Here is a 22,628-nt window from a genome sequence, read left to right on the forward strand (position 1 = left end):
AGGGATGAATGAGGCCAAACGGTGCGTCCGTGGCGCCCGGCGACGCGGGTGGCGGCGGTTGTGGTCCGGACCAGACGCGTCCGTGGCCGAGTCGGAGCGGGTCGGTCTCCCGGGGGCCGGTGGTCTCCCGGGGGTCCGTGGTCTCCCCGGGGCCGGTGGTCTCCCGGGGGCCGGCGTCCCGGGGGTCAGTGGTCTCCCCGGGGCCGGTGGCTTCCGCGGAGCCGGTGGGTTCCGCAGGCCCGGTGGCTTCCGCGGAGCCGGTGGCTTCCGCAGGCTCGGTGGCTTCCGCGGGGCCGGTGGCTTCCGCAGGCCCGGTGGCATCCCGGGCCCGGTGGCCTCCCTGGCGCCGGTGGCCTCCCCGGGCCGCCGCCCCTCTCAGCGCGGCAGCACCATCACGTACGCCGCCGGCTCCCGGTCCGCGGCCGCCATCAGCGCCGTCCGCACCACCGTCGCCTGCTGGTCCGCCGCCTCGCGCAGCTTCCTCGGCGTGAGGTGGACGACCGTGACCCCGAGCCGCTCCAGATGCTCCCGCTTCGCGGCGTACGCGGACCACTGCGGGTCCGCCTCCGTCCGGTCCCCCCGGCCATGCGCGCCGTACCGGGGCGCCCGGGCGTCCAGCTCCACCGCCACGGCCTGGTCGGGCCAGTAGGCGTCGACCCCGCCGAGCAGGGGCCCGCCCGGCAGCCGCAGCTCCACGTTCCACAGCGGCTCCGGCAGCCCGTACTCGCGCACCATCGCGTACAGCCGCGCCTCCGCCACGGCCCGCCCCTCGGCCAGCAGCGCATCGACCGCGCCCACCACGGCGGGCCGCCCCAGCAGCTTCGCCTCGCTCAACTCCCGTACCACTGCGGCCGGTTCGCAGTGCCCGTCGCGCACCGCCTCGGTCAGCAGCCGCCGGACGACGGCCGCGTCGGCCGTGTCCGCGACGGCGTCCGCCAGGGCCCGCTCCACGGGTGCGACGGGCACCTCGCCCACCCGCACCGGGTTCGGCATCGAGGCGGTCCGCAACACCTCCACGAACCGGGTGGACCGCAGCCGCCTGGTGCGCGGGACCAGCACGTCGATCCGGTGCAGCGCCTCCACGTCCCCGGCCGCGGCGAAGCCGTACAGCGCAAGCGCGGCCACCCCGGTGAGCATCGACTCGCCGTACCCCGCGTCCGCGGGGCCCCCCGGAGCGCGCCGCGCGGAGGCCGGCGGACGCCCCGCGTAGAGCAGCGCCCCGCGCAGCCGCTCCCGGCCGGTGGGCGGGTCCGGGTGCAGCAGATAGACCCCCGGCAGCAGGTGCTGCCAGGGCCCACCGGGCAGACACTGGGCGGACGTCTGCGCGGCGGACACTCCCCGCGCCCGCAACTGGGCGGCGGACAGGACACGGTGCGTGACGTCCTCGAGGTGAAGGGGGAGGCCGGGGTGGCCGGGGAGACGGGGGGAGAGCGGGGCGTTCTGGGTCATGTCCCGGGGTTTCCCGCCCGTGGAGGCTGCCCTAACCCCTGTTACACGCCCGTCGACAATCCCGGACAACGCCGTCCTAAAGTACGGACGTTCGACAACCGAAAAGGGCCGTCGCGCCGGGAATCGGGGAGGGGCGTCTCGGCCGGGTGTACGAGCGCCGCTTTCACGCCGCACGCACGCCCCGCCCGAGCGCCCCTCATCCCGTCCCTGCTCAGGCGGCGGCCCGGTCGCACTCCTGGCCGCGCAGCGCCCGCGCGAGATCGTCCCGGGCCTCCAGCACCAGTCGCCGCAGCGCCGGGGCGGCGTCCTCGTGCTCGCCCAGCCAGGCGTCGGTCGCCGCGAGGGTCGCGGGGCTGTCCTGGAGGCCGGGGAACATCCCCCGCACCACGTGCATGCCGATCTGGATGGACCGCTCCGCCCAGATCCGCTCGATCACCTCGAAGTAGCGGTGCGCGTACGGGGCGAGCAGCTCCCGCTGGGAGGGCTGCCCGAAGCCGGTGATCGTCGCCTCGACCAGCGCGTTGGACAGCTTGTCCGACTCCACGACCGCCGCCCACGCCTGCGCCTTGACCGCCTCCGAGGGGCGCGAGGCCAGGCACCGTACGTGGTGGCGCTTGCCGGAGGCCGTGTCGTCGCGGGCCAGCTCGGCGTCGATCGCCGTCTCGTTCGCCACGCCGTGCGAGGCCAGCGGGGAGAGGAAGGACCAGCGCAGCTCCTGGTCGACGTCGAGACCCTCGATCCGGGCCGTGCCCTCCAGCAGCCCGCCCAGCAGCAGGAAGTCCTCCTCGGACGAGGCGACCGCCGCGAAGAAGCGGGCCCAGGTCAGCTGGTGCTGGCTGCCCGGCTCGGCGGTCCGCAGCTCGTGCAGCGCGCCGTCGGCCAGCGCCCGGCCACCCTCCTCGCGCCAGTCGGGGGCCGCGTAGTTGACCAGCGCGGACTGCGCCCAGGCGTGCAGCATCTGGAGGACGCCGATGTCGCTCTCCCGCCCGGCGAACGCCAGCACCAGCGCGACGAAGTCGCGGGCCGGCAGAGCCGCGTCCCGGGTCAGGTTCCACAGGGCCGACCAGCACAGGGCACGGGCCAGCGGGTCCGTGATCTCGCCCAGGTGGTCGCGCAGCGTGGCCAGCGACCCCTCGTCGAACCGCACCTTGCAGTACGTGAGGTCGTCGTCGTTGACCAGGATCAGGTCGGGCCGCTCGGAGCCGGCCAGGGCCTCCACCACGCTCCGCTCACCGGCCACGTCCACCTCGGCGCGCGCGTAACGCGTCAGCTCGCCCTCGGGCGTACGCCGGTACAGGCCGACCGCGACGCGGTGCGGGCGCAGCTCCGGGTACGCGGCGGTGGCCTCCTGGACGACGGCCAGCTCGGCCAGCTTCCCGTCCGCGTCGTACGTCGGCACGGGGGTGAGCACGTTGACGCCCGCCGTCTGGAGCCACGAGCGCGACCAGGCCGTCATGTCGCGCCCGGACGTCTCGGCCAGCACCGACAGCAGGTCGCCCAGGCGCGTGTTGCCGTAGGCGTGGCTCTTGAAGTAGCGCCGGGCGCCTTCGAGGAACGCGTCGCGCCCCACGTACGCCACCAGCTGCTTGAGCACGGAGGCGCCCTTGGCGTACGTGATCCCGTCGAAGTTCAGCTTGGCGTCCTCCAGGTCACGGATGTCCGCCGTGATGGGGTGGGTGGAGGGCAGCTGGTCGGCGCGGTAGGCCCATGCCTTGCGGTTGTTGGCGAAGGTGATCCAGCCGTTGGTGAAGCGGGTCGCCTCGACCATCGAGAAGGAGCCCATGAAGTCCGCGAAGGACTCCTTCAGCCACAGGTCGTCCCACCACTCCATGGTGACCAGGTCGCCGAACCACATGTGCGCCATCTCGTGCAGGATGACGTTGGCACGCCGCTCATAGGCGGCCGAGGTGACCTTGCCGCGGTAGATGTACTCCTCGCGGAAGGTGACCATGCCCGGGTTCTCCATGGCGCCGAGGTTGTACTCGGGCACGAACGCCTGGTCGTACTTCCCGAAGGGGTACGGGTAGTCGAAGTGGTCGTGGAAGAAGTCCAGGCCCTGCTTGGTGATCAGGAAGACGTCGTCCGCGTCGAAGTGCTTCGCGAGCCCCTTGCGGCACATCGCGCCGAGCGGGATCTCCAGTGTGGTGCCGTCGTCGAACGTACGGCTGTAGTGATCGCTGACGTAGTGGTACGGGCCGGCGACGACTGCCGTGATGTACGTGGAGATCGGCTTCGTCTCGGCGAAGGTCCACACCCCGTCCTTCCGCGACTCCTCGGCCCCGTTGGACCAGACCCGCCAGCCTTCGGGGGCGGTCACCCGGAAGCGGTAGGGGGCCTTGAGGTCGGGCTGTTCGAAGTTGGCGAAGACGCGGCGGGCGTCGGCCGGCTCGTACTGCGTGTAGAGGTAGACCTCGCCGTCCTCCGGGTCGACGAAGCGGTGCATGCCCTCGCCGGTCCGGCTGTACGCGCAGCGGGCGTCGACCACGAGGACGTTCTCGCCCTCGACGAGCCCGTCGAGGGCCACCCGGGTCCCGTCGAACACGACGGCCGGGTCGAGGGCCGTCCCGTTCAGCGTCACCGCGTCCACCCCCGGGGCCACCAGGTCGGCGAAGGTCGAGGCGCCCGCACGGGCGGAGCGGAACCGGATCGTGGTGAGCGACCGGAACGTCCGCGGACCGCCGTCCCCGTCGCCCCCGTCGGCCCCCTCGGGCTCGCCGACGGCGGACCGCAGGTCGAGTTCGACCTCGTATCCGTCGACGGTCAGCAGCTCGGCCCTCTTCTGGGCCTCGTCGCGGGACAGGTTTTCACCGGGCACGGGCACTCCTTCGTGACGCGCGTCAATGTGTCGTGTTCGAACCCATTGATCCTTGCACGCGTCTCCGCCGGGCGGCATGCAGGGAATGGCCGCCGGTCCGGAGGCGTTCTCGCCCGCAGGTGCAACACGCCTTTCTGAGGAGAGACATGTCCGAGAACACCCCGGCCAACGGCAAGACCCCGGTCGACTTCTGGTTCGATCCGCTCTGCCCCTGGGCGTGGATGACCTCGCGCTGGATGCTGGAAGTGGAGAAGGTCCGCGACGTCGAGGTCCGCTGGCACGTGATGAGCCTGGCCGTCCTGAACGAGGACAAGCTGGACGAGCTGCCGGAGGAGTACCGCGACCTCCTGGAGAACAAGGCCTGGGGCCCGGTCCGGGTCGTCGTCGCCGCCCGGCAGCTCCACGGCGACGCGGTCGTCGGCCCCCTCTACACCGCGCTCGGCACCCGCTTCCACAACAACGACGAGGGCCCCACCCGCGAGGCGGTGGCCGCCGCGCTGAAGGACGTCGGCCTCCCCGCCGACCTCGCGGACTACGCCGACTCCGACCGGTACGACACCGAGCTGCGCGCCTCCCACAAGGAGGGCATCGACAAGGTCGGCCAGGAGGTCGGCACCCCGGTCATCGCCGTCCCCGGCGCGGACGGCGAGCAGATCGCCTTCTTCGGCCCGGTCGTCACCCCCGCCCCCAAGGGCGAGGAGGCGGCGAAGCTCTGGGACGGCACGCTGCTGGTCGCCTCCATCCCGGGCTTCTACGAGATCAAGCGAACCCGGACACAGGGCCCGATCTTCGACTGACGTCGGCCGAGTCCGTGGCCGCGCGTATCCGCGCAGGTCCATGGCCGCGCGTATCCGCGCAAATCCGTGGCCGTGTGTATCCGCACGGGGGACGATGCCCCCATGCGGATACGCGCGGGCGAGGCGGCCGAAGCCGCCGCACTGACCGAACTGGCCCTCCGGTCGAAGGGCCACTGGGGGTACGACGCGGAGTTCCTGGCCGCCTGCCGCGAGGAGTTGACCGTCCGTCCTGCGGACGTGGCGGCCCGGCGGACGGCGGTGGCCGAGGAGGACGGCCGGATCCTGGGCTTCACCACCCTGGACGGAGAGCCGCCGAGGGGCGCGCTCGGCATGATGTTCGTCGAGCCGGACACCATCGGCAGGGGGGTCGGGCGACGGCTGTTCGCCCACACCATGGACGAGGCCCGCCGCCTCGGCTTCACCCGCCTCACCATCGACGCCGACCCGAACGCGGAGCGCTTCTACCGGGCCATGGGCGCGGTCCGGATCGGCGTCACCCCGTCCGGCTCCATCCCGGGCCGCGAACTCCCGCTGCTGGAGATCGCGCCGGCCTGAGGCGGGCCGACAAAGGGCCGACAACGGGCCGCCAACGGGCCGAAGGCCGACTTCCGGCCCGTTGTCAGTGGTGCGCCGTACGGTGAGAGGCATGCGCATCTCACCGGAAATGATCACGATCGACTGTGCCGACCCCCAGGCCCTGGCCGCCTGGTGGGCCGAGGCGCTGGGCGTCGAGGACACGCAGGACTACGACGCGTTCGTCGTCCTCGCGGCGACCCCGCTGGTCCTCGGCTTCCAGCGGGTCCCCGAGCCCAAGGCCGCCAAGAACAGGGTCCACGTCGACTTCTCCTCGCCCGACCGCCCGGCCGACGTGGAGCGCCTGGCGAAGCTGGGCGCGACCGTCGTCGGCGAGCAGTCGATGCAGGGAATGTCCTGGACGGTCCTCAGGGATCCGGAGGGCAACGAGTTCTGCCTCGCCGACGCCGGAAGCCACTGACCCAAGGGCTGTCCCGCCGGGAACAGCGGGACAGCCCGGCGGGGTTCGTGGGACCCGCCGGGTCCCACCGCCGCTACCGCGCGCCCGGCTCCGCCGCCTTCTTGAACACCTCGAAAACGGCCAGGTAGTTCGACTCGCCGTGGCCGTCCTCGATGGCCTGTGCCGCGATCTCCCGCATCAGTCGCGGCTGCCCCGCGTGCACGCCCTGCTCCTCGCAGGTGAGGGCGATGTGCTCCAGCGCGTTCAGGTTCATGTGCATGGTGCCCAGCTCGCCCGGGTAGTGGCCCGCGTCCAGATCCGGCGCCTGCTCGACGAGGGTCGCGTCCACCACCGTGGGCAGGAACCAGTTCACCGCCAGATCGGCGAACTCCTCGGCCCGTACGCCCGCCGAGCCGACGAGCGCGGTGGCGTGCAGGAAGCCGTTCATCGTCGCGTACATCAGGCCGAGCAGCGCCGCGTTGTGGAGCACCGCGAGCCCGGGATCGGAGCCGAGGTACCGGGGGTCGCCCAGGCTCGCCAGCGTGGCCCGGTGGGCGTCGAAGACCTCGCGCGGACCGCTGAAGAGGAAGACGGATCCGGGGTCCCCGACGAGGGGCGGCGGCACCATGACCGCACCGTCCAGGTAGGTGACGCCTCGCTCGGCCGCCCACGAGGCCGCCGCGTGCGCCTCGTTCGGCGTACCGGAGTTGAGGTTGACCAAGGTCCGGCCCGCCGACGCGCCCCCGGCGGGATCGAGCACCTCGTACAGCGTCGCGTAGTCCTTGAGGCAGACGACGGTGAGAGGGCCGGCGGCAACGGCGTCGGCCACGGACCCCGCGAGCCGCGCGCCCCGGGCGACGAGATCCTTGGCCTTCTCCGGGGTGCGGTTCCAGACGGTGGTGGGATGGCCGTTCTTCAGAAGGGCTCCGGCGAGGGCGAGCCCCATGGGACCGAGGCCGATGACGGTAACGGGATTGTCCTGCGGGCGTGTTGAAGACTGATGTGTCATGCGCAATAGGCTGCTGTCTCACACCGGTGTGAGAGTCAACCGAATGTGGTGGTCGTCATATGCGCATGGGGGAGTTCGCTCGACGGACGGGCGTCAGCCAGCGTCTGCTGCGCTACTACGAGGAACAGGGCCTCCTGAGCCCGGCCCGTCGCCCGAGCGGCTACCGCGAGTACGAGGAAGCGGACGTCGTGACCGTACGGGGCATCCGCATGCTGCTGGCCGCCGGCCTGAACACCGCAGTCATCGCCGAGCTGCTGCCCTGCATGGTCGACGAGGACCGCATCCTGGAGCCGGCCTGCTCCGGCATGCTCCCCGACCTGCACCGCGAACGCGCCCGCATCGACGAGGCAGCCGCCGCCCTCCTGGCCGCCCGCAACCGGCTGGACGCGCTGATCGAGCTGACGGCCGAGGGGGGTGTGACCGACGAGGAGGCGTGCGTGGCGGTCGGGCGTGTTCAGAGCGGTGATCACCCGGCCGTCGGCGGTCCGAGGTAGGTGCCCCCGGAGACGTCGATGGTCTGGCCGGTTATCCAGCGCCCCCGCGGCCCCGCCAGGAACCCCACCACGTCGGCGACGTCCTCCGGCAGGCCCATGCGCCCGAGCGCGGTGATCGACTCCAGTGCGGCCACCGCTTCGGGAACGTCGGCGTAGGCGCCGATCATGTCGGTCAGCACCACTCCGGGTTCGACCGTGTTCACGGTGATCCCCCGCTGTCCCAGTTCGTTGGCGAGCGACGGTCCGAGGGCCGCCAGCGCCGCCTTGCTGACGGTGTAGCCGATCTGCTGGGGATTCGCGATCCGGGTGGCCGCCGAGCCCATGTTGACGATCCGCCCACCGTCCCGCAGCAGCGGCAGCGCGCGCTGGACGACGAAGACCGGCGTGCTCACGTTGATCGCCAGCACCCGCGTGAACTCCTCCTCGGTGAGCTGCCCGATCGACGTGGCCGAGTGAATGCCCGCGTTGTTGACGAGAATGTCCAGGCCGTCCGCGCGGTGCTCCTTGAGCCCGGCCCCGAGCCCCTCGAACAGCCGGTCCACCGCCCCGCTCCCGCCGAACAGGGCCCGCACCGTGAAGGCCCTGCCACCGGCCTCGACGATCCGCCCCACGGTCGCGGCGGCTGCCGCTTCGTTGCCGCCGTAGTGGACCGCGACCAGCGCCCCCTCGGCGGCGAGCCGCAGGGCGACCGCACGCCCGATGCCTCGCGAAGCGCCTGTCACCAGTGCGGTCCGGCCGTCCAGCTCCCCCATGATCGCCTCTCCGCTCGCGAAGACCGGGCTCCTGGTCGGACCCGGGAACGATTCAGCCTAGGGGGCGTCGGTGGAGCGTGGTGCTGGATGCGTCGAAACGTCAAGGGCCCTCGTTGCCGCCGGAGTTGTCCTCATCGCCCGCGAGCCGCTGGACCTCACCGTGGATGTGCTGGGTGATGAGGTCACCGAGCGGGTCGGTCACGGTCCAGGAGTGCGGGCCGGGGTGGTGGTCGAGGTACGCGCACGAGGTGACGGCGCGAGTCACCAGGTCGCGGAGGAGGGCGGGGCACAGGGGCAGAGTGGCGAACCGGTAGACGCGGTGGGCGCCGGTGCCGGCCCACAGGAGCCACAAGTCCCGTTCGACGTCGGGGACATCGGCGGTCCAGATGTGGGCGGCGTGCTCGGCGGCCTCGTCGTGCTCGCCCAGTTCGCAGAGGAGGAAGTCGTCCTGGGCGAGGACGTCGGGCGGGTGCTCGGGACCGCCTTCCATGGTGGCGAGCGCGAGGAGCGCCTCGACGAACGGTACGACGGTGACGGCGGTGCATTGCAGCACGGGGCAGGTCTCTTCCGTTCTCCTCCCGGAGGCCACGGGCGGTACGAAGCTCCGCCCGTGGCCTCCGGGAAGTGCGGGGGGCGGGGCACGGTTCACATCGGCAGGTCCCACCCCGTACCGTCCTCGGAGCCGATCCACACCCGCTGCCCAGCAGCCGAGACCGTGATGCCGAAGCCCTCCTGGTGCGGCTCTCCCGCTGCCTGCCAGAGCCGGATCGCGGTCTCGACCCGGTCCCACAGGCGTACGGGACCGCGCTGTACGACCGTCCACCCGCCATCGGGCCCGAGTCCCGTCCGCGCCTGCGATCCGGTGGAGACGTCCCAGAGGATCTGCTCCGCCCCCGCCCCCATACGTTCCGCAGCCGGAGCGGCGAGCTGGGCCACCCAACTGCCCGTCCACGTCCCGATCATCGCCGGGTCGATCAGGCTCGGCCGCTCCTCGCCGGGCAGCAGGGGCAGGGCCGGGCGCGGCGGCCGGTCGTGCGGACGCGCGATCATGAAGCTGGTGAACCCGGGCAGAAGCCGTCCCGTCGCGCTCCCGGGCCCGGTCACGGTGAGGAGTGTCAGTCCGGACGCGTAGCCCCAGCCGGAAAGGGTGACCAGGATCTTCCCGCCCGGCTTCACCTGGTGCAGCCAGGCCAGGGGGACGTACCGGACCGAGCATGTGGCGATCAGGCGGTCGTACGTGCTCGGGCCCGCGTACGGGTCGCCCCGCAGACCGTCCCCGACGACCAGGCGCGGCGCGTACCCGGCTGACGCGAGGGCGGAGGCGGCGGCCCGGCCGACCACGGGGTCGTACTCGATGCTGGTGAGCCGGTCGTCGCCGAGGCGGTGCGCGCCGAGGGCGGTCGAGTAGCCGGTCCCCGTGCCGACCTCCAACACTCGTTGTCCCGCATCGACGTCGAGCTGCTGCCACATACGCAGCACGAGCGACGGCAGGGTCGACGACGACGTCGGATCGCCCGTGACGCTGTCGTCCGTCACATCGCCGGGCCGGACACGGCCGTCGAGCTGGGTGATGAGTGTCCGGTCGGTGTAGATCCCTTCCAGCCACCCGTCCTCACCCTGGTGAACGGGCCGGTAGCTGGTAGGGGCGCTGTCGGGGACCCGCACGAAGTAGGAGCTGAGGAACAGCTCCCGAGGAACTGCCTGGGCGGCATCGTGCCATGCGGGGTCGGTGAGCGCCCCGTCCTCGGTGAGCGCGTCCGCGAGGACGGTACGCAGGCGAGCGGAGCTACTCATGTGTCGGAGCCTTTCTCCAGCTGATCGGCAAGCGCGTGGGCGATGCCTTGGGTGGTTTCGGGCGGCTGCCAGGCCCACTGCCCGTTGGGGTTGCATTCGAGGAAGTACCAGGTCCCGTCGCGGGCTACGGCGAAGTCGAACGCCCCGTAAACCAGACGGAAGTGGGCGAGGTAGGCGTGAACGGACTTTCCCACCGCTTCGGGTACGTCCACGGGTCCGCACCGCATGAGGTCCTGCCGGCGCCGCCAGTCCAGATCGGGACTGTCGATCCTCACCCCGGACAGCCACGGCCCGACGCCGGTGATACGCACGTCGAACGCCTTGTCCACCCGGGCCTGGAAGAGGTGGGGACAGACGGCCACGGCGTCGGTGATCTCCTGCTCACGCACTTCGCGGACCCAGACGCTGTGAGGTTGGCCGGCCACGCGGTAGGGCGTGTTCCACACAGGCTTGTAGACAACTCCGCCTCTGTGCTGCGCGGTGAACTCCCGAGCATCCCGTACGACATGGGTGATCAGCGTGTCGGGGACCAGGAATCCGCACTGCTGTGCCGCCGCGAGCTGGGCGGGCTTGTACTCGGCCGCACGGTTGTTCCACGGGTGGTTGACGTAGTGCGCGCCCGGGAGGGACGCGAGGATGCCTCCGGTTCCCCAGAAGGACTGCTCGGCCGCGAACCGGCGGTCGCGCTCGTCCAGCCCCGAAGGGCCGTCGTACGGCGACGGCCTGCGGACCCAGACGGACCGCACCCGGGTGAGATCGAGGTCCCGAGTCGGGGTCCGCAGGAAACCCCGCTGAACGCCCGCGCTGTACGTGGCGGACAGCGAGGCCCCTGCGAGCAGGTCGGTGCCGGGGTCGAGGCGAACCACGGGCACGCGCCGCGCGGCGAGGACGCGCAGCACGAAGTCCGTGGTCACGTCGTGGAGATTGGTCAGAACCAGCACCGACCCGCGTCGGTCGTCCATCAAGCGGACTGGTCCTGGTCGTAGGACTCGGTGCTGTCGGAGTCGGTCGCTCCACCCGGTGCCGCGCCGTCGCCCGGGGTGGTGTGGGTCGGCGTCAGCCCGCTGGTGCTGGTGCCGTGGCCGCCCATCTCGACCGCGCGGCCGTTCTCGTAGACGACCAGGGCGATCTGCGTATCGGTGTCGAGTACGGGGGCGAACTGCGGGACGGCGATGGTGTCCTCGTACGGTCCCATTCGGCTCGTGCCCCACGGTGCGGGCGTGTGCGTCATCGTGCTCATCTTCGTGTACCTCCGTGCTGGTGCTGGTGCTGGTGCTGGTGCTGGCCGGTTGCTCTCCTGCTGACGTCTGCCGCGCGGCTCCTACGGCGGCGACCTCAGCCGCCGGACCAGCGCGTCCACCTCGGCCGAGCGCCAGTGGCCTCGCTGCGCGATCGCCGCGCCCAGCCCGGGGAAGTACCGGTCCCGGTAGGCGGGGTCGGCCTCGATGCGTACGCGCTCGGCGAAGGGCGAGGGCGGAGGTGACGCAGGTGGGCGGCGCAGGGGGACTTCACGGGAGCCGGGTCCGGACGGGCAGGTGGACCCAGACGGTCTTTCCGGGGTTGCGCGGCCGTACGCCCCACCGCTCGGCGAGCGCGTCGACGATGAGCAGGCCCCGGCCGGACGTCTCGTCGTCGCTGGGCTTGCGGAGTTCCGGCATCAGCCACTGGTAGGAGTCGGCGACCTCCAGGATCAGTACGCCGTTCCGACGCCGTAAACCCAACTCGAAGTAGTCGCCGGTGCCTTTGGCATGGGCGAGGACGTTGGTGGCCAACTCGCTGGTGATCAGCGTCGCGTCGTCGATGAGCCCGCCGAGTTTCCACCCGACCAGGACTGTTCTGACGTGCCGCCGAGCGGCGGAGACGGAGTCCCTGCGGACCCGGAACCTCTTGCTGTCTGTGCGCCCGGACATACGTCCCCCAAGGTCGTGGGCAGGCGGAACCAAGATCACCTGACGTGCTGGAATCAGCACTCGGTGTGACGTAATCCACGCTAGAGGTCGAGTGAGACGTGAAGCAAGTGAATCTGTAGTGCAAACTTGCATTCACTCGTCCGAGGCAACTCGCTAGCGAGAGCGAACAGTTGCCAGGCAGACTGACCGGAAGGGAGAGGGGGATCCATGCCCGCAGGTGGGAAGCCCACAGTGCGCAGTCGGAGGTTGGGTGCGGCACTCAAGCGGCTGCGGCTGAACGCGTGTCTGGACCAGGAGCACGCTGCCGATGCGGTGGCATGTTCCACGGCAAAGATCAGCCGCATCGAATCGGGCACGGTCAGCGCACGCGTCGGCGATGTGCGAGTGCTGCTTGATCTGTACGAGGTGGCGGATGTTGTCGAGCGTCAGCTGCTGGAGAAGCTGGCGCGGGACAGTAACAAGCGTGGATGGTGGATGGACTTCGATGCCGGGCAACCCGTGCGGGAGATTCTGGGCGACTTTCTTTCCCTGGAGTCCGACGCCACATATATCCGGACCTGGCAGCCGGTTCTCATCCCGGGCCTCCTCCAGACTCCCGAGTACACGCGGGCGTTGACCGATGCCAGCCCGGACGTGATCAGTGAGGAAGCGGCCGACATGGTCGTCAAGGTCAGGCAGGAGAGGCGCCGTGTCTTCGAGGAGACGGGCGCACGGTTCGCTGCCGTGATCTGGGAGCCGGCGATCACCGGCCCGATGCCTTCCCCCGCTGTTCACCGGGCTCAGCTCGCCCACCTCAACAAGATGGCCAAGCAGCCCAACATGACCATTCAGGTGCTGCCGCACACCGAGTGGGCTGCTGCGCGAGTGTCGCCCGCGTTCGTCGGGCTTTCGTACGCCCAGGAGACCTCCCCCGAAGTGATCGTTGTTGATGCGGTCGCCAACTGCATCATCCTCGAAGAGCGCGATGTCATGGCCAGCTACGTACACGCCTTTGACACGCTCAGGTCGGCAGCCCTCACGCGGACTGAGAGCATGGCTTTCATCGAGAAGATCGCGAGCAGTGTCGCCGCAGGGAACGAGGAACCGTGAGCAGCCTGGACATAGTGACTTCCTTCGAGAGGTCTTCGTATTCCTCCGGGGGGCAGGGAACCGAGTGCGTCGAGGTCGCCCACACCGCCGACGGCGGCCGGGCCGTCCGTGACAGCAAGGATCCGGCCGCCGGGCTCCAGTTCTACGGCCCCGGCCACTGGGCCGCGTTCATCGACGGTGTGAAGGCCGGCACGTTCGGCGGCTGACGGCTCAGCCCGGAGACGGGGGTCGGGCCAGCGCGCTCGGACGTGCCGTGACGTCCGGTGCGGCGGCACGAAGGGCACCTCACCCCCAGAGCCTGGCAGAGTATCCGCGTGATGCAGAAGAAGCTCGACGCGCTCTCGCAGATTGTGGCCGAGTGCAGGGCCATGCCGTTTCCCCCGGGGTTCCGCGGCTTGGATGTCGAGGACCAGGACATGGTGATGCTCGACGCGGACACCGCCGGCTACGTCTCCCGCGTTCTCGTAGGCCCGCTCCCCGAACCGGCCCGAGGAGGCTTGATCAGGCTGGTGGGGGTGTTCGAGAAAGTTCTTCCGGCGATCAGCGACGAGTATGCGAGGAAGTACTACACGCGTGCACGCGACGCGGCCGCGCTGGCCGCCGAGATCGAAGTCATGCGCGACGAGTAGTCCCCTGGCAGGAGACGTTCGCCGGGCCGGCGGTCGTGGCGGCAGGAGGCCCGGTGACGTCGACCGCCGGCCCGAACAACCCGGCGAACCCGCGCTCTCGGCACTGGGCGTTCGCGGTGCCGTGTCGTCGCGGGTCGCGAGCCTCGCCGCGTTCCCCCGCGCGGCGGAGGCGGATCATCACGCGGCAGGACGTGTCGGGCTGTGCGGCGCGCGAGATTCGGGGTATGACGACGACGGATCCCACCCCGCCGGAAACCCACGTGCCGCCACCGGCGCGGGCCCCGGTCCCGCCGCCCCCGCGCTGGGCGGTCCGCGCCGCCCATTTCACGGCGTGGTCGACGGTCCCCTCCGGGGTGTGGCGCGTCGCGCTCGTGCTCGGGGTGCCGGTCGGGGTGACGGAGCGCGAGGAGTCCCTCGCCGGGTTCCCGGGCAATTGCCCATTGCTCGCCCTCGCTTACCTCCTGCTGCTCGGCGCGGTCGCCGAGGCCGCCTCGTACCTCACGCTCGGCCTGGTGCGACCGAGACGCCCCCGGCATCGCCGCCTCCAGCTCCGCCACCGTGCCCGACATCACCGTACGGATGTGGCGCGTCAGGTGGTCCGCCGGCCAGTCCCACCAGGCCACCGCCAGCAGGCGCGCGACGTCCGCGGAACTGGCCGATGACCAGGCTCCGGGCCGTAGTGGCAGAGCACGTTGCAGGTCTCGCCCTCCGTGGCGTGCATGGCCATTTCGTGCTGCTACTGGTCGCCGGCCTTCACCAACTCCGAGGTCAACCAGGGGCTTCGGCTGGACCACACGCGGCTGGCCGGTTTCTACGGGTCGCGGCTCGAACCGCTGACTGACGGCGTGGCAGGATGAGTTGGTAAGGCTGCAGGGAATCAGGCTTGCGCACAACGGGGGTTGCTGACTGTGGGCTACACCATTCCTGACGGCGTCGACACCATGCTCGACGTGGTCGGCGTCGGTTGGCCCAACGTCGACGAAGATGCCTACCGCGACATGGCGGATGCTTTGAGGCAGTTCGCGGAAGACGCGGAGGACGACGGAGGTGCCGCGCACCGGCATATCCAGCAACTGCTCCTCAGCGGACAGAGCGAATCACTGACCGCTCTTGATACGCACTGGTCGAAGGTACAGAGCAAGCACAAGGACCTGGCGAAAGCTGCCCGGCTCATTGCGGGTGCTCTTGACAGGGTCGCGGACCTGATCGTGGCCCGGAAGATCGCCGCTGTTGGAGAGCTGGCCGACCTCTGCGCCACCGTGGGCATCACGCTCGCCTTCGCTCCGGTGACAGCTGGCCTGTCAACCCTTCTGGCGGGGGCGAAGATCGCGGCCACCCGTATCGCGTTCAAGAGGATCCTCAAGGAGATGGCAGAGGCTGCCGTGGCGGAGATCGTGGCCATCCTTACGGAGCCCGCGGTCGCCGCGATCGAGGACGTCGTTGCGGACCTGGCCATCCAGACCGCGCTGAACGTGGCCGGTGTGCGAAACGGGGTCAATATCGACCAGGCAGTACGTGCGGGCGATGTGGGACTCCAGCTCAACTCTGCAGCGGGGGCAACCGGTCCTGGCCCCCACGCAGGAGCCGGTCCGGTCATCGATCACGACGCGCACGCCAATACGGGCATGCGCCTGGCCGGCGTCCAGGTATCCATGCGCGAAAAGACCGGTGGCAAGCTCACGAAGGCCAAGGGTCACCATGGCCGGGCCAAGGGCAAGGACTCTCTGACGGCAGTCCTCGACACCACCATCGACGGCGTGACCGACAGGCTCGGCAAGGCGCTCAAAGACCTTGGCGACCATGTCGGGAATACGCTGCCCAACTCCATTTCCAAGAGCTCGAAGATCCACAAGGAATCCGACCAGGACGTTCGCGATGGGATCAAGAAGATCCAGTCCGGTTCCGGCCAGGACGCCGGTGCCGGGCCTGGGGGAGGTGGGGGAGGCGGTCGCAACGGTGGAGGAGGCGGCACGCCCGGGGGCGAACCCAACGGAAAGCCGATCAGCCCACAGCCAGGCTGGCACGGCAGAAGCGCCGGCAAGATGAAACATCATCGGCGCGACGCGCTCGACGTCAGTCACCTCAGCGAGGAGCAGCAACGGGCCGCCCTGGTCCGCGAGACCCGCCGCCTGGCGGACGACGCCCGCGACCGGGAGGCGGGGCATAATCCGCCTGGCAAGGACCGCCTGGTGAAATCCTGTGCGGGAGGGCTGTTGCACGAGGGAACCCTGACGAGTCACTCCAGCTCGACCAAACGGCACGGACAGACGCTCCTGGAGACCCATCCCGCGCTCCAAAGCGTGGTCGACCGAGTGGAGAGGGAGATTCGAGCGGATAATGAGAACCCCGGTGCGGGGCATGGTAAGTGCGCCGAGATCGCGCTTGTCTCCGACCGGCTCCATGGTATAGAAGAAAGAGACAAGGCCGCGGTAAGTACGGCAGAAGACATTCGAAGAGTCATGGAAGGCGCGCGTGTCTACTCTCTTCAGATCGGAGAGCAGGACTCGCCCACGGGATTCAAAAACCACGGTGACTACAAAGAGCCATGCCGATCCTGCTCCAGGATCCTGCCGCTGATCGGCGTCACTGCGCACACCTAGAACGAGAGTGAAGATGCCAATACTTTCCACGGCCGAAGAAGTGGACGCGTGGCTGACAGAAGCCGGGTGGTACCCAGGACGGGATGCCGCACGGGAGGCGGAGGAGGCTGTCGCGACTGTGACCAGCCGTTACCGTGCCTACGGGGTGGACATCGAACCCTCTGCGGCGGCACTCGCCTTCATTCGGGAGCATGTCTCCCTCCGGGCGGTCATCGACACCGCTCCGGAGAACTTCGCAATCTTCACTCCGCACCTTGTGTTCAAGGGTGACGCCGAGGAGGTCGCTGAACTGGCCGGAGAACTCGGCGTCAAGCTATTCCCGGTCGGTTATGACACTTATGACGGATCCACCATTCTCATGGATGAAGCCGGTCGATTCTTCTTCTCTCATCACACTGGTTCCTACTATCTGGGAAGCGAAAAGCACGAAGCCTTGATGAGTCTTATGTCCAGCGAAATGGATGATGCGGAGGATTACTTTGTCTGACTTGATTCCGGGCGTCGCCGCGTCGCTGCTCGTTCGCGGGAAAATTTCGAGCCATACCAGCCTCGGCGGAGACGAGCAGCCTGATCTGCACCCGGCTGTGCGCGAATTCTTCGATGCGCTTCCTGTAGCGGAACGCGAAGCCTTTATCGGCTACTGCGCCGAGTCCGCGTTGATCTCGGACCAGTTGTGGAGTCTGGATCGCCAACGCGCCGATGGTGGAACAAGCACCCTCGACGAGGGTGCGGTCCATCTCGCAGGTGCCGCCCTGGTCGCGAAGAAGATCCGGGGCCACGGCGACCCCGAGCACGGTACTCCGGCTCCGGTGTGCCGCTCGTGCTCGGCGCTGCTCGACCGCCTCCGCGTCACCGTCGTGGACGCATGACACCGAACCATGACGTGCTGGCGGCCGCAGGATGGCATGACGGCCGTGACGTCAGGGATGATGCGATGTCAGCCGTTCTCAAGACGATCGCGCTCGTCGAGCCTGTGGCCGATGGAGCTACTTGGATGCTGTTCCCTGCAGCCGAACAGGCCTTGCGCGCGTTTTACGGACTGCGCATATCCCCGACGGGGCCGGGACGTGCTGTGGCGGCCACCGGATGCGTTGTTGATCCCACGGAGGCGCGAAGCGTCTTGCGGCCGTTTGCGTTGCTTGGCGAGGCCCTGGGTACCCGGTTGTTTCCGTTCGGCCGCACGGACACGGACGCGCTGCTTGCGGTCGATGAGCAGGGCCGCCTCTTCTCGATCGACCACGGCGGTCGTTGGCTGCTCGGAAGGACAGTGCAAGAGGGGCTTACGGCGCTGGCAGAAGGAGACGCTCCACACCGGATCGCCGCTCGTCGGTGGGTATGGACGGCACCGTCAACGCCCGGAGGGACGCCACTTCTCGATGCTGTCCGGACCGCGCTGGTGGCCGTGTACGTCCTTCACCACCGACAGGTGTACAGCGCCTGCGAACTACGCTTGACCGTAACGGCGTTGCGGGGGATCGGTGTGGAGACCCTGGATCGCGCCATTCCGTTGCCCGGGGGGTTGCTGGAGGACGCCGCAGCACCTCTGGTGGCCGCGGCACTAGCGCTGATCGAGTCCGAAAGGGCCACCGAGCTGGGGAGTGAACTGAAGGTGAGCGTTGGCGTGCCGCCGCTCGCCACCGCCCCGCTGTCTTCTGTCGTCTGCTCTGTGCGGACGGGCCACTACGCTGCGACGCCAGCGGTGATAGAGCTCTCGCTGTCGGCAGGCATGGGGGCTTCGGTGGGCGGAGCCGGCGCAGCCGTTCGCCTCTGTGCCGAGGATCTGGCGCGGTACACCCGGCGGGCGGACATCGAGCGGTAGCGAGCCGGGCACCTGCGCGCGCTGACCGGTTGCCGAGGGCCGGGGACTTGAGCCCACCCGCTCCGCCCTTACCCGGCCTGCGGCGCCGCCGCCTCCAGCTCCGCCACCGTGCCCGACATCACCGTACGGATGTGGCGCGTCAGGTGGTCCGCCGGCCAGTCCCACCAGGCCACCGCCAGCAGGCGCGCGACGTCCGCCTCCGCGTACCGGGTGCGGATCAGGCGGGCCGGGTTGCCGCCGACGATGCCGTAGTCGGGGACGTCGGAGACCACCACGGAGCGCGAGCTGATGATCGCGCCGTGCCCGATGCGGACCCCCGGCATGATCACGGCCTCGTAGCCGATCCAGACGTCGTTGCCGATCACCGTGTCACCCCGGTTGGGCAGACCCGTCAGCAGGTCGAAGTGGTCGGCCCAGGAGCCGCCGAGCGTCGGGAACGGGAACGTGGACGGCCCGTCCATGCGGTGGTTGGAGCCGTTCATGATGAACCGCACCCCGGTGCCGAACGCGCAGAACTTCCCGATCACCAGGCGCTCCGGCCCGTAGTGGTAGAGCACGTTGCGGGTCTCGAACTCCGTGGCGTGCTCGGGGTCGTCGTAGTACGAGTACTCCCCGGCCTCGATCAGCGGTGAGGTGACCAAGGGCTTCAGCTGCACCACGCGCGGCTGGCCGGGCATCGGGTGCAGGACGGTGGGGTCGGCCGGGACGGGCGCGGGGGCAGAAGTCATGAGGTCGCTTCCGGGGAGGGAGAGGAGGTACGGGCGGACGGGCGTAGATCATCGTGGCATCCGGGCCCGGCGGGGTGCGAGCATTTTCCCGCCCGCCGGGACCGCCCGGCGCCCCTGCTCGGCCCCCGTGCGCGGCCGCCTCTACGCGGCTACCGCCCCCGCCCCGCACCCCACCCGCAACGGGACCGGCCCGCCGTCACCTGCCAGGCTTCCGTGGACAGTTCGAGGACGTCCAAGTGGTCCCCGCCGGTGTTGGGGGAAGGCCCCGGCTGCCGAGGCGGAAGAACTCCGACGCCTCCTCCAGGTCCGTGAACAGCCCGCTGCCCGAAGTTCGTCGGCGGTCTCCACGGTCGCGTCCGCGGGCAGCAGGGCCGCCGCCATGGGAGAGCCCCCGCGAGTCATGTCCTCGCGGGGGCTCCCCGTTCATCCGCCTGCCGTGGTGAAGGTGGAGAAGACGATCACGAGGCAGGACGTCCGTGGTGGCGCGCTGCGCCGGTCTCCGGTCAGGGGGCGAGCAACAGCACGTCCGCACGCTCCTTGGCGGCGGCGTAACGCTTCGCCACGTCCTGCCAGTTGACGACCCGCCACATCGCCTCGATGAAGTCCACCTTCTGATTCTTGTACTGCAGGTAGAAGGCGTGCTCCCAGGCGTCGAACACGAGGACCGGGACCGAGCCCTGGCCGACGTTGCCCTGGTGGTCGTAGACCTGCTCGACGATCAGCCTGCCGCTCACGGGCTCGTACGCGAGCACGCCCCAGCCGGAACCCTGGGTGGTCGCCGCGGCCTTCGTCAGCTGGGACTTGAAGCCCGCGTAGGAGCCGAAGGACTCGGTGATCGCGTCGGCGAGGTCGCCCACGCCGTCCGCCGCGAGGGGCTCGCCGCCGCCGTCGCCGGTCATGTTGTGCCAGTAGATCGAGTGCAGGATGTGGCCGGAGAGGTGAAACGCGAGGCTCTTCTGAAGGCCGTTGATCGCGCCCCAGGCCTCCTTGTCGCGGGCCTCCTCCAGCTGCTCCAGGGTGTCGTTCGCGCCCTTGACGTACGCGGCGTGGTGCTTGTCGTGGTGCAGCTCGACGATCTGCGGGTTGATGACCGGTTCGAGCGCCGCGTAGTCGTACGGGAGTTCCGGGAGCGTGTACGTGGCCATGGTGCGAGCCCTCCGACTGCTGGGAATGCCGTCCAGTTGTTATTGCAAGTTATATGCAAGAGCAGGCTAACAGCAGGAGTGCTCCGAAGTGATCAGCCCTTCGGCCTAGGACTTACGGCGCTGGCCGTCCACTCCCTCCCTCTTCCTCCTTTTTGCGCGGCAAAGGTGATTTGCTCCTTATTCCGCGCTGCGCACACTGTCGCGCGTTTGGTCCCGTCGTTACGGGGGACCCGGCCCATCAGCCGGGCGGCCCGGGGCCGGGACCGCTGGCGCGCCCCGCTGCCCGCCCGCTCCACTGATCAGGAGGACTTGATGGCACCCGCCGAAACGCCCAACGGCCCGAACGACGGTCGCGACCCGCGACTGGCCCCGCCCCTCGCGGACGCGGCAGGCTGGGGGCCGCTCGACGTCCGCGCCGTCGACACCGTGCGGGTGCTGGCCGCCGACGCCGTGCAGAAGGCGGGCCACGGCCACCCGGGCACCGCGATGAGCCTGGCGCCGCTGGCGTACCTGCTGTTCCAGCAGGTGATGCGGCACGACCCGGCCGACGACCAGTGGCTCGGCCGGGACCGCTTCGTGCTGTCCTGCGGCCACTCCAGCCTCACCCTCTACATCCAGCTGTACCTGAGCGGCTACGGCATGGAGCTGACGGACCTGGAGGCGCTGCGCACCTGGGGTTCCGCCACGCCCGGCCACCCGGAGTACCGGCACACCCGGGGCGTCGAGATCACCACCGGACCGCTCGGGCAGGGACTGGCCTCGGCCGTCGGCATGGCCATGGCGGCCCGCCGCGAGCGCGGCCTCCTCGACCCCGACGCCCCGGCCGGCACGAGCCCCTTCGACCACCACGTGTACGTCGTCGCCTCCGACGGCGACCTGATGGAGGGCGTGACGTCCGAGGCCAGTTCACTGGCGGGGCACCAGGAGCTCGGGAATCTCATCGTCTTCTACGACTCCAACCACATCTCCATCGAGGACGACACCGACATCTCCTTCAGCGAGGACGTCACCGCCCGCTACGCCGCGTACGGCTGGGACGTCCACACGGTCGACTTCACCCGGACCGGCGACTACGTCGAGGACGTCGACGCCCTGCTCGCCGCCGTCGAAGCCGCCAAGAGCGAGCGCGGCCGGCCCTCCCTGATCCTCCTGCGCACGATCATCGGCTGGCCCGCACCCACCAAGCAGAACACCGGCAAGGCCCACGGCTCCGCCCTCGGCGACGAGGAGGTCGCCGCCACCAAGAAGCTGCTCGGCTTCGACCCGAACGCCGATTTCGCCGTCGAGGACGACGTACTGGAACACGCCCGCGCGGTCGTCGAGCGCGGGGCCGATGCCCACCGCGCCTGGGAGCCCGGCTATCAGGAGTGGCGCTCCACCCACCCCGAACGCGCCGAACTCCTCGACCGGCTGCGGGAGCAGAAGTTCCCCGAGGGCTGGACCGACAGCCTTCCCGTGTTCGACGCCGACCCCAAGGGCATCGCCACCCGCAAGGCGTCCGGCGATGTGCTCACCGCGCTGGCCCCCGTGCTGCCCGAGCTGTGGGGTGGCTCGGCCGACCTCGCGGGGAGCAACAACACCACCATGGAGGGCGAGCCGTCCTTCGTGCCGGAGTCCAAGCAGACCGGCGAGTTCCCCGGCAACCCCTACGGCCGCACGCTCCACTTCGGCATCCGCGAGCACGCCATGGGCGCGATCCTCAACGGCGTCGCGCTCCAGAGCCTCACCCGCCCCTACGGCGGTACGTTCCTGATCTTCAGCGACTACATGCGCCCGGCCGTCCGGCTCGCCGCCCTGATGAAGCTCCCGGTCACCTACGTCTGGACCCATGACTCCATCGGCCTGGGCGAGGACGGCCCCACCCACCAGCCCGTCGAGCAGCTCGCCGCCCTCCGCGCGATCCCCGGCCTCGACGTCGTACGGCCCGCCGACGCGAACGAGACGGCCGTGTGCTGGCGCACCGTCCTGGAGCACCACGACCGGCCCGCCGGTCTCGCCCTGACCCGGCAGCCGCTGCCCGTCCTGGAGCGGGGGGACGACGCGTACGCCCCCGCCGAGGGGGCCGCCCGGGGCGGCTACGTACTCGCCGACAGCCGGGGCGGGACGCCCGACGTCATCCTCGTCGCGACCGGATCCGAGGTCCACATCGCCCTGGAGGCGCGCGACGTGCTGGCCGCCGAGGGACACGACGCGCGTGTGGTCTCCCTGCCCTGCCGCGAGTGGTTCGCCGAGCAGCCGTACGCCTACCAGGACGCCGTCCTGCCGCCCGAGGTCCGGGCCCGGGTCAGCGTTGAGGCCGCCGTCGCCCAGGGCTGGCGGGATGTGGTGGGGGACGCGGGCCGCATGGTGAGCCTGGAGCACTTCGGCGCGTCCGCCGCCTACGAGCGGCTGTACGAGGAGTTCGGCATCACACCCCGCGCGGTCGCCGACGCCGCACGGGAGAGCATCCGCGCGGCGGCCGGACCCGTGCGGCCCGGCGGGGAGCGCCCCGGCGCGGCCCCGACCGAGGGCGGCACCGGAGACGTCGGCTAGGCGACCCCACGCCCCCCGCCACCACCCACGACCCACCACCCCCGACCCACCGACACCATCACCATCACCATCACCGTTGTTCACCCCGCAGAG

The 22,628-nt window shown here is 70.2% G+C and carries 24 protein-coding genes and 2 pseudogenes; 13 read left to right on the plus strand and 13 right to left on the minus strand.

Annotated features, from left to right (window positions below; all coding sequences use genetic code 11):
* Positions 1–375: 375 nt before the first annotated feature.
* Both N7925_RS24535 and pepN read right to left on the minus strand, forming a co-directional pair.
* Positions 376–1,449, minus strand: coding sequence for a hypothetical protein (locus N7925_RS24535; protein WP_274345178.1), 1,074 nt, complete (start codon positions 1,447–1,449; stop codon positions 376–378).
* A 211-nt stretch (positions 1,450–1,660) separates the two neighbouring features.
* Entirely contained in the window at positions 1,661–4,264 is a 2,604-nt protein-coding gene (pepN, locus tag N7925_RS24540) for an aminopeptidase N (RefSeq protein ID WP_274345179.1), read from the minus strand.
* Positions 4,265–4,410: 146 nt separating this feature from the next.
* On the opposite strand from pepN, the gene N7925_RS24545 reads away from it, so the two are divergent.
* From N7925_RS24545 to N7925_RS24555, 3 genes are all read left to right on the plus strand, one after another.
* On the plus strand, positions 4,411–5,061 hold the full coding sequence (locus N7925_RS24545; RefSeq protein WP_265601613.1) for a mycothiol-dependent nitroreductase Rv2466c family protein: 651 nt from the start codon (positions 4,411–4,413) through the stop codon (positions 5,059–5,061).
* Positions 5,062–5,163: 102 nt separating this feature from the next.
* Positions 5,164–5,616 (plus strand): GNAT family N-acetyltransferase, encoded by a 453-nt coding sequence (locus tag N7925_RS24550; RefSeq protein WP_018959226.1) that lies wholly within the window; start codon positions 5,164–5,166, stop codon positions 5,614–5,616.
* 91 nt (positions 5,617–5,707) lie between these two features.
* A complete protein-coding gene (locus N7925_RS24555; RefSeq protein ID WP_265601615.1) occupies positions 5,708–6,055 on the plus strand; it encodes a VOC family protein in 348 nt (115 codons plus the stop codon).
* 73 nt (positions 6,056–6,128) lie between these two features.
* Here the strand turns inward: N7925_RS24555 and N7925_RS24560 are convergent, their stop codons facing one another.
* Positions 6,129–7,043, minus strand: a complete 915-nt coding sequence (locus tag N7925_RS24560) for an NAD(P)-dependent oxidoreductase (protein WP_274345180.1) — start codon at positions 7,041–7,043, stop codon at positions 6,129–6,131.
* A gap of 59 nt (positions 7,044–7,102) precedes the next feature.
* Between N7925_RS24560 and N7925_RS24565 the strand changes: the two genes are divergently transcribed.
* Positions 7,103–7,537: a MerR family transcriptional regulator gene (locus N7925_RS24565; RefSeq protein WP_274345181.1), complete on the plus strand. Its 435-nt coding sequence runs from the start codon at positions 7,103–7,105 to the stop codon at positions 7,535–7,537.
* On the opposite strand, the gene N7925_RS24570 is transcribed toward N7925_RS24565, so the two are convergent.
* The 6 genes from N7925_RS24570 to N7925_RS24595 all read right to left on the minus strand — a co-directional run bounded on the left by N7925_RS24570 (position 7,510) and on the right by N7925_RS24595 (position 11,993).
* Positions 7,510–8,289 (minus strand): SDR family NAD(P)-dependent oxidoreductase, encoded by a 780-nt coding sequence (locus N7925_RS24570; protein WP_274345182.1) that lies wholly within the window; start codon positions 8,287–8,289, stop codon positions 7,510–7,512. The two genes, N7925_RS24565 and N7925_RS24570, sit on opposite strands and share 28 nt — an antisense overlap.
* A 100-nt stretch (positions 8,290–8,389) precedes the next feature.
* Positions 8,390–8,842 (minus strand): hypothetical protein, encoded by a 453-nt coding sequence (locus tag N7925_RS24575; protein ID WP_274345183.1) that lies wholly within the window; start codon positions 8,840–8,842, stop codon positions 8,390–8,392.
* Positions 8,843–8,934: 92 nt separating this feature from the next.
* Entirely contained in the window at positions 8,935–10,083 is a 1,149-nt protein-coding gene (tgmC, locus tag N7925_RS24580; RefSeq protein ID WP_274345184.1) for an ATP-grasp peptide maturase system methyltransferase, read from the minus strand.
* Entirely contained in the window at positions 10,080–11,045 is a 966-nt protein-coding gene (tgmB, locus tag N7925_RS24585; RefSeq protein WP_274345185.1) for an ATP-grasp ribosomal peptide maturase, read from the minus strand. The genes tgmC and tgmB overlap by 4 nt, the downstream gene beginning before the upstream one ends.
* Positions 11,045–11,323 (minus strand): putative ATP-grasp-modified RiPP, encoded by a 279-nt coding sequence (gene tgmA / locus N7925_RS24590; RefSeq protein ID WP_274345186.1) that lies wholly within the window; start codon positions 11,321–11,323, stop codon positions 11,045–11,047. The genes tgmB and tgmA overlap by 1 nt, the downstream gene beginning before the upstream one ends.
* 268 nt (positions 11,324–11,591) lie before the next feature.
* A complete protein-coding gene (locus N7925_RS24595) occupies positions 11,592–11,993 on the minus strand; it encodes an ATP-binding protein (protein WP_274345187.1) in 402 nt (133 codons plus the stop codon).
* 246 nt (positions 11,994–12,239) lie between these two features.
* Between N7925_RS24595 and N7925_RS24600 the strand changes: the two genes are divergently transcribed.
* The 3 genes from N7925_RS24600 (at position 12,240) to N7925_RS24610 (ending at position 13,711) form a co-directional block, all read left to right on the plus strand.
* The gene (locus N7925_RS24600; protein WP_274345188.1) at positions 12,240–13,082 is read left to right on the plus strand and encodes a helix-turn-helix domain-containing protein; all 843 of its coding nucleotides are present in this window, start codon (positions 12,240–12,242) and stop codon (positions 13,080–13,082) included.
* A complete protein-coding gene (locus N7925_RS24605) occupies positions 13,079–13,288 on the plus strand; it encodes a DUF397 domain-containing protein (RefSeq protein ID WP_274345189.1) in 210 nt (69 codons plus the stop codon). Before N7925_RS24600 ends, N7925_RS24605 begins: the two co-directional genes overlap by 4 nt.
* A gap of 111 nt (positions 13,289–13,399) precedes the next feature.
* A complete protein-coding gene (locus N7925_RS24610; RefSeq protein ID WP_274346551.1) occupies positions 13,400–13,711 on the plus strand; it encodes a hypothetical protein in 312 nt (103 codons plus the stop codon).
* A 524-nt stretch (positions 13,712–14,235) separates the two neighbouring features.
* On the opposite strand, the pseudogene N7925_RS36205 reads toward N7925_RS24610, so the two are convergent.
* Positions 14,236–14,358, minus strand: a pseudogene (locus tag N7925_RS36205) (antibiotic acetyltransferase); the annotation flags it as partial.
* Positions 14,359–14,430: 72 nt separating this feature from the next.
* On the opposite strand from N7925_RS36205, the gene N7925_RS36210 reads away from it, so the two are divergent.
* From N7925_RS36210 to N7925_RS24635, 5 genes are read left to right on the plus strand one after another with little or no spacing between them, the layout of a single operon-like run.
* On the plus strand, positions 14,431–14,568 hold the full coding sequence (locus tag N7925_RS36210; RefSeq protein WP_443032364.1) for a hypothetical protein: 138 nt from the start codon (positions 14,431–14,433) through the stop codon (positions 14,566–14,568).
* A 51-nt stretch (positions 14,569–14,619) separates the two neighbouring features.
* A complete protein-coding gene (locus N7925_RS24620) occupies positions 14,620–16,311 on the plus strand; it encodes a YwqJ-related putative deaminase (protein WP_274345190.1) in 1,692 nt (563 codons plus the stop codon).
* 13 nt (positions 16,312–16,324) lie between these two features.
* On the plus strand, positions 16,325–16,798 hold the full coding sequence (locus N7925_RS24625) for an SUKH-3 domain-containing protein (protein WP_274345191.1): 474 nt from the start codon (positions 16,325–16,327) through the stop codon (positions 16,796–16,798).
* Positions 16,791–17,180, plus strand: coding sequence for a YwqJ-related putative deaminase (locus tag N7925_RS24630; RefSeq protein ID WP_274345192.1), 390 nt, complete (start codon positions 16,791–16,793; stop codon positions 17,178–17,180). Before N7925_RS24625 ends, N7925_RS24630 begins: the two co-directional genes overlap by 8 nt.
* The gene (locus N7925_RS24635; RefSeq protein ID WP_274345193.1) at positions 17,177–18,130 is read left to right on the plus strand and encodes an SUKH-3 domain-containing protein; all 954 of its coding nucleotides are present in this window, start codon (positions 17,177–17,179) and stop codon (positions 18,128–18,130) included. The genes N7925_RS24630 and N7925_RS24635 overlap by 4 nt, the downstream gene beginning before the upstream one ends.
* A 68-nt stretch (positions 18,131–18,198) precedes the next feature.
* On the opposite strand, the gene N7925_RS24640 is transcribed toward N7925_RS24635, so the two are convergent.
* From N7925_RS24640 to N7925_RS24645, 3 genes and pseudogenes are all read right to left on the minus strand, one after another.
* Entirely contained in the window at positions 18,199–18,858 is a 660-nt protein-coding gene (locus N7925_RS24640) for a CatB-related O-acetyltransferase (RefSeq protein ID WP_274345194.1), read from the minus strand.
* A 179-nt stretch (positions 18,859–19,037) separates the two neighbouring features.
* Positions 19,038–19,215, minus strand: a pseudogene (locus N7925_RS36215) (DUF2071 domain-containing protein); the annotation flags it as partial.
* Between the two features lie 146 nt (positions 19,216–19,361).
* Positions 19,362–20,003, minus strand: a complete 642-nt coding sequence (locus N7925_RS24645) for a superoxide dismutase (RefSeq protein ID WP_265601629.1) — start codon at positions 20,001–20,003, stop codon at positions 19,362–19,364.
* A gap of 312 nt (positions 20,004–20,315) precedes the next feature.
* Here N7925_RS24645 and tkt point away from each other — a divergent pair, with 312 nt between their 5' ends.
* On the plus strand, positions 20,316–22,535 hold the full coding sequence (tkt, locus tag N7925_RS24650; protein ID WP_274345195.1) for a transketolase: 2,220 nt from the start codon (positions 20,316–20,318) through the stop codon (positions 22,533–22,535).
* Positions 22,536–22,628 lie beyond the last annotated feature (93 nt).

The organism is Streptomyces sp. CA-278952, from assembly GCF_028747205.1.
GTDB lineage: Bacteria > Actinomycetota > Actinomycetes > Streptomycetales > Streptomycetaceae > Streptomyces.

Coding starts and splice junctions, on each gene's coding strand:
- N7925_RS36210 (WP_443032364.1), top strand. CDS start 14,431: ATGGCCATTTCGTGCTGCTACTGGTCGCCGGCCTTCACCAACTCCGAG.
- N7925_RS24595 (WP_274345187.1), bottom strand. CDS start 11,993: ATGTCCGGGCGCACAGACAGCAAGAGGTTCCGGGTCCGCAGGGACTCC.
- N7925_RS24545 (WP_265601613.1), top strand. CDS start 4,411: ATGTCCGAGAACACCCCGGCCAACGGCAAGACCCCGGTCGACTTCTGG.
- N7925_RS24640 (WP_274345194.1), bottom strand. CDS start 18,858: ATGACTTCTGCCCCCGCGCCCGTCCCGGCCGACCCCACCGTCCTGCAC.
- tgmA (WP_274345186.1), bottom strand. CDS start 11,323: ATGAGCACGATGACGCACACGCCCGCACCGTGGGGCACGAGCCGAATG.
- N7925_RS24635 (WP_274345193.1), top strand. CDS start 17,177: ATGACACCGAACCATGACGTGCTGGCGGCCGCAGGATGGCATGACGGC.
- N7925_RS24560 (WP_274345180.1), bottom strand. CDS start 7,043: ATGACACATCAGTCTTCAACACGCCCGCAGGACAATCCCGTTACCGTC.
- N7925_RS24610 (WP_274346551.1), top strand. CDS start 13,400: ATGCAGAAGAAGCTCGACGCGCTCTCGCAGATTGTGGCCGAGTGCAGG.
- tgmB (WP_274345185.1), bottom strand. CDS start 11,045: ATGGACGACCGACGCGGGTCGGTGCTGGTTCTGACCAATCTCCACGAC.
- N7925_RS24535 (WP_274345178.1), bottom strand. CDS start 1,449: ATGACCCAGAACGCCCCGCTCTCCCCCCGTCTCCCCGGCCACCCCGGC.
- N7925_RS24570 (WP_274345182.1), bottom strand. CDS start 8,289: ATGGGGGAGCTGGACGGCCGGACCGCACTGGTGACAGGCGCTTCGCGA.
- N7925_RS24645 (WP_265601629.1), bottom strand. CDS start 20,003: ATGGCCACGTACACGCTCCCGGAACTCCCGTACGACTACGCGGCGCTC.
- N7925_RS24550 (WP_018959226.1), top strand. CDS start 5,164: ATGCGGATACGCGCGGGCGAGGCGGCCGAAGCCGCCGCACTGACCGAA.
- N7925_RS24625 (WP_274345191.1), top strand. CDS start 16,325: ATGCCAATACTTTCCACGGCCGAAGAAGTGGACGCGTGGCTGACAGAA.
- N7925_RS24555 (WP_265601615.1), top strand. CDS start 5,708: ATGCGCATCTCACCGGAAATGATCACGATCGACTGTGCCGACCCCCAG.
- tgmC (WP_274345184.1), bottom strand. CDS start 10,083: ATGAGTAGCTCCGCTCGCCTGCGTACCGTCCTCGCGGACGCGCTCACC.
- tkt (WP_274345195.1), top strand. CDS start 20,316: ATGGCACCCGCCGAAACGCCCAACGGCCCGAACGACGGTCGCGACCCG.
- N7925_RS24565 (WP_274345181.1), top strand. CDS start 7,103: ATGCGCATGGGGGAGTTCGCTCGACGGACGGGCGTCAGCCAGCGTCTG.